10 protein-coding genes and 1 riboswitch are annotated in these 11,919 nt (G+C 54.4%); of the genes, 6 read left to right on the top strand and 4 right to left on the bottom strand.

Translation table 11 applies throughout. The annotated features are described in order from the left end of the window. Nucleotides 1-2 precede the first annotated feature (2 nt). Nucleotides 3-1,058 (bottom strand): cobalamin biosynthesis protein CobW, encoded by a 1,056-nt coding sequence (cobW, locus tag ACR0AM_RS02690; protein WP_480622037.1) that lies wholly within the window; start codon nt 1,056-1,058, stop codon nt 3-5. Nucleotides 1,059-1,062: 4 nt separating this feature from the next. Then, the gene (locus ACR0AM_RS02685; protein ID WP_480504576.1) at nt 1,063-1,437 is read right to left on the bottom strand and encodes a DUF1636 family protein; all 375 of its coding nucleotides are present in this window, start codon (nt 1,435-1,437) and stop codon (nt 1,063-1,065) included. A gap of 94 nt (nt 1,438-1,531) precedes the next feature. After that, nucleotides 1,532-1,736: riboswitch (cobalamin riboswitch) on the bottom strand. 102 nt (nt 1,737-1,838) lie between these two features. Here ACR0AM_RS02685 and ACR0AM_RS02680 point away from each other — a divergent pair. The 6 genes from ACR0AM_RS02680 to ACR0AM_RS02655 all read left to right on the top strand — a co-directional run bounded on the left by ACR0AM_RS02680 (nt 1,839) and on the right by ACR0AM_RS02655 (nt 7,460). Further along, entirely contained in the window at nt 1,839-2,834 is a 996-nt protein-coding gene (locus ACR0AM_RS02680; protein ID WP_480622081.1) for an NAD(P)-dependent oxidoreductase, read from the top strand. A gap of 474 nt (nt 2,835-3,308) precedes the next feature. Beyond that, the gene (locus tag ACR0AM_RS02675; protein WP_274653168.1) at nt 3,309-4,172 is read left to right on the top strand and encodes a hypothetical protein; all 864 of its coding nucleotides are present in this window, start codon (nt 3,309-3,311) and stop codon (nt 4,170-4,172) included. A gap of 139 nt (nt 4,173-4,311) precedes the next feature. Continuing rightward, a complete protein-coding gene (locus ACR0AM_RS02670) occupies nt 4,312-4,563 on the top strand; it encodes a helix-turn-helix transcriptional regulator (RefSeq protein ID WP_108800536.1) in 252 nt (83 codons plus the stop codon). Nucleotide 4,564: 1 nt separating this feature from the next. Beyond that, on the top strand, nt 4,565-5,866 hold the full coding sequence (locus ACR0AM_RS02665; RefSeq protein ID WP_274653171.1) for a type II toxin-antitoxin system HipA family toxin: 1,302 nt from the start codon (nt 4,565-4,567) through the stop codon (nt 5,864-5,866). 73 nt (nt 5,867-5,939) lie between these two features. Next, entirely contained in the window at nt 5,940-7,013 is a 1,074-nt protein-coding gene (locus tag ACR0AM_RS02660) for a hypothetical protein (protein ID WP_274653173.1), read from the top strand. 249 nt (nt 7,014-7,262) lie between these two features. Then, complete coding sequence (locus ACR0AM_RS02655) at nt 7,263-7,460, top strand: hypothetical protein (RefSeq protein WP_108800533.1); 198 nt, start codon at nt 7,263-7,265, stop codon at nt 7,458-7,460. A gap of 62 nt (nt 7,461-7,522) precedes the next feature. Here ACR0AM_RS02655 and ACR0AM_RS02650 read toward each other — a convergent pair whose 3' ends face one another. After that, a complete protein-coding gene (locus ACR0AM_RS02650; RefSeq protein ID WP_274653176.1) occupies nt 7,523-9,652 on the bottom strand; it encodes a GmrSD restriction endonuclease domain-containing protein in 2,130 nt (709 codons plus the stop codon). A gap of 189 nt (nt 9,653-9,841) precedes the next feature. Then, complete coding sequence (gene brxL, locus ACR0AM_RS02645; RefSeq protein WP_274653180.1) at nt 9,842-11,917, bottom strand: BREX system Lon protease-like protein BrxL; 2,076 nt, start codon at nt 11,915-11,917, stop codon at nt 9,842-9,844. Between the last annotated feature and the right edge of the window lie 2 nt (nt 11,918-11,919).

The raw sequence follows: 11,919 nt of genomic DNA, 5'->3' as shown, positions 1-11,919 counted from the left end.
ACTTACTCGGCAACCTCGGTCACACCCACTAGGATATCACGGATCTCAGCCTCTTTGATGTCGTCATGTTCGGCAATGACGACCAGGCGCGAGCGGCGCTCTTCACCGGGCTCCCACGGGCGGTCGTATTGGTGACGAACCCGTGCGCCGACAGCCTGAACCAGCAGGCGCATCGGTTTGCCAGTGACGGCGGCATAGCCTTTGACGCGCAGGATATTCAGCTCAGTTGCCAGACGTTCAATCCTGGCAACCAGTTCCGCCGGGTCGGTCTGTTCCGGCAATTCGACGATGATGCTTTCGAAATCGTCATGCTCATGATCGTGATGGCCATCGTGATGTGACGGGCGCGCGTCCATGTCATCTTCGGCGGCAGCCTCAAGGCCAAGCACGACACGTACGTCGACGACCCCCTCGGCAACCTCGACGACGGGAAGCGGGCGCGGCGCCTCAGCGGCGATGATCTGTTTAGCTTTCGCGACACCTTCGGGACCTGCCAGATCGGGCTTGGTCAGCAGGATGATATCCGCGCACGAGATCTGATCCTCGAACACCTCGGACAAGGGTGTTTCGTGGTCGATCGAGTCATCAGCCAGCCGTTGGGCATCCACCGCTTCAACGTTCGGAGCAAAGCGACCGGCGGCCACGGCCTCGGCATCGGCCAGCGCAATAACGCCATCAACGGTAATTTTCGAACGGATATCAGGCCAATCAAACGCTTTCAGCAGCGGTTTGGGCAGTGCAAGGCCGGATGTTTCGATCAAAATGTGATCCGGGCGCGGTTCCAGCGCCATCAGCGCCTCGATGGTCGGGATGAAATCGTCGGCCACGGTGCAGCAGATGCAGCCGTTTGCCAGTTCCATGATGTTTTCCGCAGGGCATTCCGGAATCGCGCAGGACTTCAGGATGTCGCCATCAACACCCACATCGCCAAACTCGTTAACAACAATCGCAAGGCGCTTGCCCTGCGGGTTCTGCATCAGATGGCGCACCAGCGTGGTTTTGCCCGAGCCCAGAAAGCCGGTGATCACAGTGACGGGGAGTTTTTCAAGGTTCGACATGATCTCAGGCTCCAATCGGGGGAATGCGCGAGGCGCAGTTTTTGCGGAAATGTTCAGGACGGTCGCGCCATTTCACCAGACCATCGCCTGTGGCCAGATACTTAGTCGCGCCATCGATGATGACATCGACGTGATCGATTTCGTTCAGATTCTCGTAAACAAAGGTCCAGCGATCCGGCCCGCCCCGAAGCACGATGGAACAGCCCTGATCGCAGTTCGAAAGGCATTCGACCGGTTTCAGAATGATGCCATCCGGCAGGACAGCCTGTTCCAGGGCCTTGTGCAACAATGTGCCGGGTCGCTCAGCGTCATCCTCGACGGGCAGACCCCGGCGGCAAGTCGTGCAGACCAGTAGCTCTACCGGTGCGTTCTCGCTCATGTCTCTCATCCCCCCAAATCCTCTTCGCGGGGGACGGGGTTTCATGCGGGCACCACGTCTGCACATGGACCCGACACCGGAACACCCCGCCCGGTTTCAACTTCGGGTGTTGGCAGGTCTCCCGGCTTGCGGATGCCAGAGCGGTCGCTCTGTCGGATGTCCCGCCTTCCCGGCACAGGCCAGTGGCATTGGGCATCCTCTCCGGTCACGGTCGCGGGGGCGGCTGCGCTTGGCGGATGAACCGTTGACGCATTCCCTTTTCATCGGCTGTCGCCGACACCAACGAAAGGGACATGCGGCACCGCTGACCCGCTTGTCAAGCGGTTCGCGCGCAACAAATAAGCCAAGGAGAAAAAAGCGACCTGTAGGCGTCGTTCGGCGGCATGAAGAATGTGTTCGGTATGTGGTCGCATGACGGGAAAACGACGAACTTGGAGATGCGTCATATGAAAGTGGGATTTATCGGTCTGGGTAACGTAGGCGGAAAGCTTTCGGGATCCCTTTTGCGCAACGGCATTGATCTGACTGTGCATGACCTGAACGCGGATCTGGTGGCCGAGTTTGTCGCCAAAGGTGCAAAGGCGGCTGAGGGGCCCGCCCAGTTGATGCGCGATTGCGATGCGGTGATCACCTGTCTGCCGTCTCCGGCAGCATCAGACGCAGTCATGCAGGAGATGTTGCCCGACGTGGGCCCCGGCAAGATCTGGATGGAGATGTCGACCACGGACGAGGCCGAAGTCAAACGCTTGGGAGCCGAAGTCATATCGCGCGGCGGTGCGGCCGTCGATTGCCCGGTTTCTGGCGGGTGCCACCGTGCCGCGACAGGCAATATCTCGATCTTTGCGGGCTGTGACCGGGAAACGTTTGAACGAATTCTGCCGTTCCTGACGACAATGGGTCGTCGGGTTTTGCACACCGGCGAACTGGGCTCGGCCTCGGTGCTGAAAGTGATGACCAATTATCTTGCCACCGCCAACCTGATCACCTGCGCCGAAGCACTGGTTACGGCAAAGGCTGCGGGGATGGATCTGAACACGACCTATGAGGCGATCAAAATCTCGTCCGGCACGTCCTTCGTGCACGAAACCGAAAGTCAGGTCATCTTGAACGGGTCGCGCGATATTTCCTTCACCATGGATCTGGTGAAGAAGGATATCGGTCTGTTTCAGGAGGTCGCCGACCGCGCCGGGGTGCCGCTGGAAATAAACCCGGTGATGATCAACATCTTTAACGATGGTATCGCACGCTATGGCGAACGCGAGCTTTCACCAAATATTATCAAGCGGCTGGAAGAGGCAACCGGCCTGGATATCACCGCCCCGGGCTTCCCTGCCGAAATGACGGATGATGAGCCGGAGGAGCCGGGATACGAGGTTGTGCCACAAGGGCGCGCCTGAACGTAAAGCACATACCAGACAAAATCTCGCCCCTTGAACGAGCAGGGGTAGGCAGGTGTTCCGAAAAACACGCCATATCTGGCCCGCAATTCGACAGAATCGCGGGCCTTGAACGTCTTGAAATACCGAGCGTCGCACGCGTGTACTGCGGGGTTAGGTCAGCGATTTGGATGTTGTTGGAGGCGAGTACCGGAATCGAACCGGTGTACACGGATTTGCAATCCAGAGAGAGCGTAAGCGAAAACAACGGCTTAAGGGTGCAAAACACCCCCAGACAAAAAGTGAACAAAAAGCGAAAGTTTCAAAGCCAAATTCGCCGGTTCAAAACGAAAAAGGCCCCGTCACAGCGGCAACTGTGAACCGGGGCCAAATAGAAAAAGCCTGTCAGCTTTCGCAGCACATTAGCATGAGCCAGTGCCGTACCGCAAACGCTCAGTCGGCTCTTTCGTGGCCTCTGACTGGCGAGGTGGTCCAATGAGCTGGCGTATCGCAAATGAGTGCGCTGAGCGCCGCTTTGGCAGCGCCGCGCGCAAGCAGATCATCATGTTCCTGGCGGATAAGGCGAGCGATGACGGTTCGGGTATCTGGTGCTCCAAAGGGACCATCCAGCGCCATACAGAGCTTAGCGAGAGCACGGTTAAGCGCACCATCATCGACTTCCTGCGCGAAGGCATTCTGATCGAGACAGGGCGGCGGCACTGCAAGAACGGCTACACCGTCATTTACCGCATTGTTCTGGAGCGCGTGGCCGGGCTCGAACCCACGGCCGAGCCCGATATTGAGACGGGGGTCACTGTGAACCCCGTCCAGCCTGAACCCGGTACGGGGTCCACGGTGAACGGGGTACGGGGTTCACGGTGGACCCCAAACCATCCTAAAACCATCCATAAACCACCTACGCGCAGGCGCGAAGTGGCGGAAGAGGTTGAAAATCTTGAAGCTGAGAAGATCTTGGCGGTCTATCCCGAGGACAGGAACCGAGACCGGCGGACCAGTCTGCGCCTGATCGCAGCAGCTGTGAAGGCGGGAGTGAAGCCCGATGATCTGAAGCAGGCGGTCAAAGCCTATGCCAAGGAAAGCGAGGGCTACACGCGCAGCAAGGTCTGTTTCTCAGACAACTGGTTCAAGATGCGCCGGTGGGAGAAGGGACTGGCCCAGATCCAGGCCGACCGCGAGAAGGCGCGAGAGGCCGAAGCCAAAGGCCGAGCGAGCCTCGCCGAGTGGATCCACGAGCGCCATCCCCTTTGCCGCCACATCACCAACCGGCAGATCGAGGATTTGATCGCATCAAAGCTGGTGACGCCCGAGCAGGTGCGCGCTGCGGGGCTGCAGGTGTGAGTGCATTCGCTAAGTCTGGGAGACAGCCACCAATGTCGTCGAGCTTTATGGTGCTCAGATCATACTGCGCACTTATGATTTGGAGATCATATTGACAATTTATGATCCAGAGGTCATATGGAGTGGCAGGAGAACCGCCATGAAGCACCTCGTGCGTACATCAAAAAACTTGGGCCACGCAATTCGTCAGGCTCGGAAGGCAAAGAACCTTACCCAGAAGGAACTCGCCTCGATGAGCGGTGTCTGGCAAGAGACAATTTCCAAGATCGAGAACGGCAGCGGTGGAACCAAGCTGGAAACGGTATTCGATTTGATCGCGGCTTTGGATCTCGAAATAACTGTGACCGAGCGCAGTAAAGGCACATCAGACGGGCTAGAGGACATCTTCTGACATGGGCCGTAAGCGCAGCTACACACCGCTGAACGTTTTCCTGAACTCGCGGCTCGTGGGCCAGTTGGTCCGTGAGCCCTCGGGCGGCGTCAGTTTCGCCTATGCGCGAGACTGGCTCGAATGGGAGCACCGGATGCCGGTGTCGCTATCATTGCCATTGCAGGAGAACCGCTACAGCGGCGCTCCTGTGCTCGCCGTTTTTGACAACCTGTTGCCTGACAGCGACGTCATCCGCCGACGGGTCGCGGAACGTGTAGGGGCTGAAGGCGTCGATGCCTTCAGCCTGCTGTCCCAAATCGGGCGCGATTGCATTGGCGCGCTGCAGTTTCTGCCCGATGGGCAAGAGCCCCAGCCAATGTCCGAGTTAACGGGAGAACCTGTTGACGAGGCGCAGATCGGGGCAATTTTGAGCGACCTCGATCTAGCACCACTGGGTATCCGCCGCGAGAATGACTTTCGCATTTCTGTGGCTGGCGCGCAGGAAAAAACGGCTCTGCTTCGCAAAGACGGCCAGTGGATTGAGCCAACCGGCACGACACCAACCACGCACATCATCAAGCCGCAAATAGGCAGACTGCCCAACGGCATGGATCTGTCCGACAGCGTTGAGAATGAATACTTTTGTCTCAAGCTGATGGAGGCGTTTGGGCTTCGGGCGGCGAATGTCGAGATGGCGCAATTTGGCGACAAGAAAGCCTTGGTGGTTGAGCGTTTTGATCGGCGCTGGACGTCTGATGGCCGCTTGATCCGTCTGCCACAGGAAGATTGCTGCCAAGCACTATCCATTGTGCCCACGCAAAAGTACCAGAACGAGGGCGGTCCAGGGATCCCGGATATCATGGATCTCTTGTTGGGAAGTGATGACCCCAACAAAGACCGGTACGATTTTTTCAAAGCGAATGTCCTTTTCTGGTTGCTGGGTGCAACAGATGGTCATGGAAAGAACTTCAGCGTCAGCCTCTTACCCGGCGGCCGTTTCCGCATGACACCGCTTTACGACGTGCTGACGGTGCAGCCGACCGTCGAAGCCCGGCAGATCGAGCGGAAATACTTCAAGCTCGCTATGAATTTCGGAAACTCAAACCACTACAAAGTGGCAAATATAGTCGGCCGCCACATCGTGGAGACAGGAGTTAAATCCGGCTTTTCCCGCGCAGTCGTGCAGCGCCTGTTCGAAGAGCTGCAGGAGACTTCGCACGCGATCATTGAGGCCACGTTCAATCAGCTTCCGGAAGGTTTCCCTGAGGCGTTGCTTGCTTCGATCGATGGCGCGCTGAGGAGTCGCCTACCTCTTTTGAAGTAGGGTCACAAAAAATGCCCCTTTAAGAGCAATCTTCGACGGAGCTTAAGTAATTGATTTTTCAAGGCGAATGCTAATGAGCAGATCCAAATTTGAACTTAATCTCGATACCGTTCGAAAATTGTCGCTTTTCGTTTTGAACAGCTTGGCTGATCAGCCAAAAGAGTGGATTGCTGTCGGTAAGGCTTATCAGGAACTGCACGGCTTTGGCGACGATCCGATCTTCAACCAGGTTTTCGTGCGCCTCTTCACTGTGATGAGAGATGAAATGTGGGTCGGGTCTCCGCAAGAAGGACCGAAATTCACGGTCGGCCTGACCTTCAAAGGGCAAACCGTCATCCGCCACGAGGCGGAAATAGACTTGATCTACGAGCGACACTTTCATTCATGGGCAAAGACTATCGAAACAGCTGCTAGAAAGCAGCGGCATATCGATCAACAACAGGCAGCCAAAGAGCAAAAACTCCAAAAGAGGCTGGAAAAGGGAAAATCAAAAGAAGCTCGCAGAAAAGAAGAGGTGAAGCGGCAAGCAAAAGCTCGTCAGAAGCGAGAGATGTCATCACTCGTCGAAAGCGGAAAAAGAATTCGCTCTTCCCTGTCCAAGTCAAACAATGAGCAACTCTTAAACCTGTGGAAGGCAAACACATCACGTGCAGCCAATTCGACAGGCCAAAAGAAAAACGAACACCTTTTGATTGTTTCAGCTGTCGAAAAGGAGTGGAGGCGAAGGGTCCGAGATTTGCCCGAGGTGGAAGCCTTCAAATGGCCTACCACAGATGTTGGAAGTGGTCATGGTGGCGGTGATTTTGAGAGGGCTGAAGAAAGTTTTCTGAAAGTGCTCGGATATACCGTCGGGAAAACAAATGGCTTGCCAGCATCGACACGGCGGTTGATCCTGGACCGCTGCTTCTCGGGACATCTTCCACCAGTCGAAGGGATTTCGGCGCTTCGTATGTGGGGCGAACCAAAGTCTGCTTTGAGGCTTAGAAAAATCGCTTATCACATTGCCGGTCTAGCGAAAAACTTCAAAAAAATGCAGTCACGCGGCTACGAGGATGCGATTTCGGATTGGGAAGACGATCTGAAGTACATGCATGACAAATACTACGTCCGTCATTTTGGTTTCAGTTGGCCAGGCCGTGGTCTCTAGTTCTGGTTCTTTTGGGGTTTGTGAAATCTACGCAGCAGTATTTTGGGGTTGCCAGTTTTTCATTCTCAGTGCCGTGTTTCCGACTGCTGAACATAAGCGGGCAGCCGTAGCAGACGCGGGGCAAGCCCCGCTTCAACAAGAAAATTCCCCTGCGCCAGCGCATTCCTCGCGAGGCAAGTTTCTCGCTGACAGCCCCTTGGTACCAGCTTTGGTCATGTTCATCGAAACACTCAAAGTGAGGATCAAAAAATGGCTACTCAAACTCTGAAACTGAACGTCAAATCCGGTGAAAAAGACGGCAAGAACTTCTGGGACCGCTGCGGCGTCGTATTCGTCAACACCGACGACAGCGGCAACATCACTTCGATCAACGTCAAGCACAGCATGTTCCCCGACGTCGACATGGTCGCCTTCCCTCGTCGCGATGAAGACCCGGTCATCGAGTGATCTCAGCGCCAGGGCGGGATTCCCGCGCTGGTGCCCCGTTGCTCAAGGCTCTGAATCTTTTCTCAGAAGCGTCCCTTGTTCCATTCATGCTCTTCCGCACGCGAAAGGGGCTGCGATGATCCTTCTTTGCGTACGAAGAACTCCTCCTTACCTTCGGAAATCACGTAAACGGGTTTGTTAGCCCTTGTGACCTCAACATGACAAATCTGTTTGTCGTCATAGGTGGGCCAGTTGAGCTTCCAGAGCTTCATAACATCCTTGCCGAGGAACTTGTCGAAGATATTAGCAATGTGGAGTTGAAAGCCGTCCCGATCTTTCTTTGAAAGTGTGCCGCAGTCGAGTTCGAGGCCAATGGCATTCCCATGGTCATCTACACCAATGAAGAGGCTTCCACCGTCAGAATTCATGAATGCCGCAACTGTCTTGGCGACCACATGCTCGAGCTTCTTGTTCACTTCGCCAGTACGCATGTCGTACCGCAGAGTGGATTTAAACTCTACCAGCTGGCCTTCCCCCTCGAGGATCATTTCGTGGATGGGATCGATCTGAGCAGCTGCCTCGGATGGTTCGATGCGCTTCAAGATCTCGGCATAGAGAACTTCTGAGCGACGCTTCAGAAATGCAGTGAAATCGTCTTGAACAACTGAGGCATCATCCAACTCGATGAGATGGCTGCTCAGCGCGTGTTTCAATTCTGAGTTCTCATCTGCAAAATCCGCTAGATAGACCGAGGGGGCCTTTGCGCCGATCCGCTTCTTGTTCAGTTCGGCGCTGACCAAAGTGATGTTGACAATCGAGTTGGCATAAGGGGTTTCTGCATCGCTGCCATGTTTACGGACAAATGCCCTCGGAAAGAAATGGTGGTAGTTCTTACTGCTGGCGATCTTGAGATAGGAGTTATCCAGAAGCACTTTACCGTTTGTGTCGAAATCTTTTGGTTCATGATATGCGAGAATGCACAGGATCGACTTGCAGATGGCGTTCCCGGTCGAGAAGTCTGTTTCACGAAGATCTTGAGCTGAATTGATGAAAAGTTTGAACTCGGGGTAAGCTGGCCGCTGGCCTGCTATGATTAGATCAACTTTCTTGATATCAGCCGCCAGCTTGGATTCAGTTGCCGATGAATACCGCAGCGACAAGGAAGAACGCCAGAAGAGCTCTTCCAGATATTTCCGTTGCTGCCCGCTGGGTGACTTACCCGTTTTCAAGAAGAAGTAGGCAAAAGGCACGATAAGAGTGTCGTAGGGCAGAATTTGGGAAACAGGTATCCGCAATACTGTTCGGAAGTGATCGATGGTCTTCTCGATCGCAGAGATGACATCATCCCACCTTGCGATGATGTCCGCCTTGTCCAGGCCAAGGATCGTTTTTCGCTTGCACTCCTTCGACTCGCTTATGACGAGGCTCAGGATTTGCAGAAGAACAGAGGGAGAAATGTTTTCGTACTTGCTGTCATTAAGCCTTTTCTGGAACTTCTCCCAACGGGCCTGCATGTCGAAATCAGCGGCTTCATCGTAGGTCTTGGCCGACATGATTTCGAAAAGCGTGAGAACCTTTCCCCCCGTATTTATTCGAGTAAACACCTCAATGGCGGACTCGATATCGTTCTGTCGAAGGGTGACGGTTGAGAACGCATAGGTCTTAAAGGCGCTGGAATAAGCACTGATCTGATTGATTTGTGGTTTCTCAAAACCACGCTGTTCCAGTTCATTGCCCATCTGGTAGTCAAAGTTCAGAACGTCATGCAGAGGTATGAAAATCTCCGCTTCGTCTTTCACGGTGACGATGTCCTTTTCCTTCTCCTCGAGGTTCTCTTCCAGGTTCACGACGATGTCTTTGTAGTCGGTCACCTTTTTCTCGGTGGGTTTTCTGATCTGCGCACCAAGATAAGCTGCGAAGAGGGAAGTGATGCGTTGCTGCCCATCAAGGACATACTGAACATTGCGCCCTATGGGCGTCTCGGGTAGGTCAAAGCCACCAATGTTTTTTATATCATTGATGCGTTGATCCGTTTCCCAAAGGATGAAGGTTCCGATGGGATAACCTTTAAGGATCGAGTCCAGAAGCTTCGCGGTTGCCTTCAAGTCCCAGACGAAATCCCGTTGGAACTTGGGCACTTTGATGATGCCTTTTTTGACGTCCGAGATCAGGTCGTCGTATGTCTTCGAATCTGGCTTTGGCTGGTTATTCATTCGTTCGTCCGTCTAATTTCTGCGCATCTGCAATTTTGGTTCGTTCGCAAGCCGTTCCTGCAAATCGCCGCGCTCGCACAGGCTCAAGTCGGCGAAGCGCTTCTGGGACAGGCGGGACAAACGGTTTTGGTTCAAATCAACGCGGAACATGGCTTTGCTCTTTTCCGAAATATCTACGCAGCTTCACTGTTAGTCTTGCCGCACATAGGTCACATAGAAGTTCTTCAGCATGCGGTGCTCCTGCAGCCGGTCGCCAAGGCTGAATCCGTCACGGCGCATGGGCGCTTGGAAAATATCTAGACCGCGATCCAGGACGATTTTCCAGCCAGTGTCGGTGACGATATCTCTGGAATGAGCAGTCCCCGATCCATCAAATGCCCAGGTGAATTCAACACCTGAACCGATGCATGCCTCGGTAATGCTCTCGAGCAATTCGCGTTGCTTTTGGACGTTTCCGTCATCAGGCCCGGTGACAAGATGGATGGCCACTTGATCTTCCAACGCCTTGCGCTGGATGACCATCTCGACGAATTCCATCATGTTCTTGATCTGGTAAAAATAGCGAATGTAGGGGTCTGTCACCACGATCCGAGATGCACCGTCCAGATAGGGCCCAAACAGTTTATCGTAGCTGATGCCTTTACGGTTTTCGGCGAATACGTGGTGACCCTCTTCGGCGCGCGGCTTGGCGGGCGCTGAGGTCTCCGATGTGTCGCGCGGCTCATGTTCGACTTCGATGACGTCATCATCGACTGCATCAGTGGATTGGTCCTGCTGCTTTGGGTCTAAGGCAGGTTTCAGATAGTAGAATTGGGGGAACTCTTGCTCTTCGACGGTTTGGACGCGCCGCTTTTCCCCGTCAGAGCCAGTGTAGAAGAAGTCGACATCTGGATAGGTCGCATCGATCCGAAACAGTTGGTCCTTTACGCGCTTTCGACTTTCAAGTGCGAGCTGCAAGAGCTCTTCAACGTCATCGGCTGTTTCATCTCCGGCAGGGAAAATCACCTTCAGGAAGCCCGACATGGTCTTGTAGACGGCGTCCCGATCACGGGTTGAAATCTTCTCGCTGACTTTGAAATGCAGGTCCGGCCGGTTGGAGAAGTCTTCTTGGCGCAAATGGCGAAGGATCTCGGCGAGGTAGTCGACAATGAACCCGTAGCCAGTGGTGAACATCTCGCCTCGGATCACGTCGATCTCCCAGCCAGGCAGATAAGCGTGGAGGCGGTCAATGAATGCAGAGTCATGGAACTGGGGCGGCAGGGCTTCGAATAAGTCGCTGTTCTTGAGCATGAATGGCACATTGTGGTCTGTGTTGCCGACAAACGCGAAGCTCGCTTCTGCCCCCATGGGGTTAACCCCGCGCGAGAAGGTCTTGTTTGCCATGTAGTTTTTCATGATGTCGACCAAGGCCTTGTTCGCAGTTTTCTCGCGCCCTGCAAATTCATCAAAGGCCACCACATCCCAATATCCGACCAGTCCGATCCTCCCATTCGAGTTGTTTACAAACAGCTTCGGGATGGTCACTTCGCCGCCGGAGATCAGCTGCCCGTGTGGCGAAAACTCAGAGTAGATATGCGATTTACCCGTTCCCTTTGGGCCAAGTTCGATGATGTTATAGTTTCGCTCGACGAAGGGGATCAGCCGCATCAGCTGCAAAAGCTTGCTGCGACGTCCGAAGGCTTCAGGATTGAAGCCAATCGACTGCATCAAGAGGTCAATCCATTCGTCTTTGGTAAATTGCGCGCGCGCCTCCTTGTACCCATCGTAATCGACCTTGGCGATCTGGATGGGTTTGATGGTCTCGAGCACCCAAGGAGACGTTCGCGCGTCTTCGGAAAACTCATATTGGACATCAGCAATACACCATACGCCGGTCACAAGCAGCTTTGGATGCGCTTTGACCGTGCCGCTATCCACCGCAACCTTTTTGATGCCCAAGTTGTCGAACGTGGCTTCGTAGCTGTCTGTTTTTTCGTTCAGCGAGACGCTGATCTGGTCGATGACCTTGTAGCGTCCCTTTTCCTTGATCGTGGATTGGATCAGTCCCGCTTCACTTCTGTGAACGTAGTGCTTTCTGAGGATTTCTTTGACGGTTTCGATGCCGCTCTCGATCGATGCTTCGTCGTCAGTCGCACAGTACTGCCCAAGCAGGTATTCGAGGACATATGTTGGAACTATTGCGTTGCCTTTGACCGCTTTCACAAGGTCTTTGCGGACCACGTAGCCCGCGAAATGCTCGTTAATCTTTTCGTCGAGTGCGCTCATGA

The organism is Ruegeria sp. AD9 (assembly GCF_056542305.1).
Note: the sequence above shows the minus strand (reverse complement) of the source record. Positions and strands in the feature narration are given on the sequence as shown.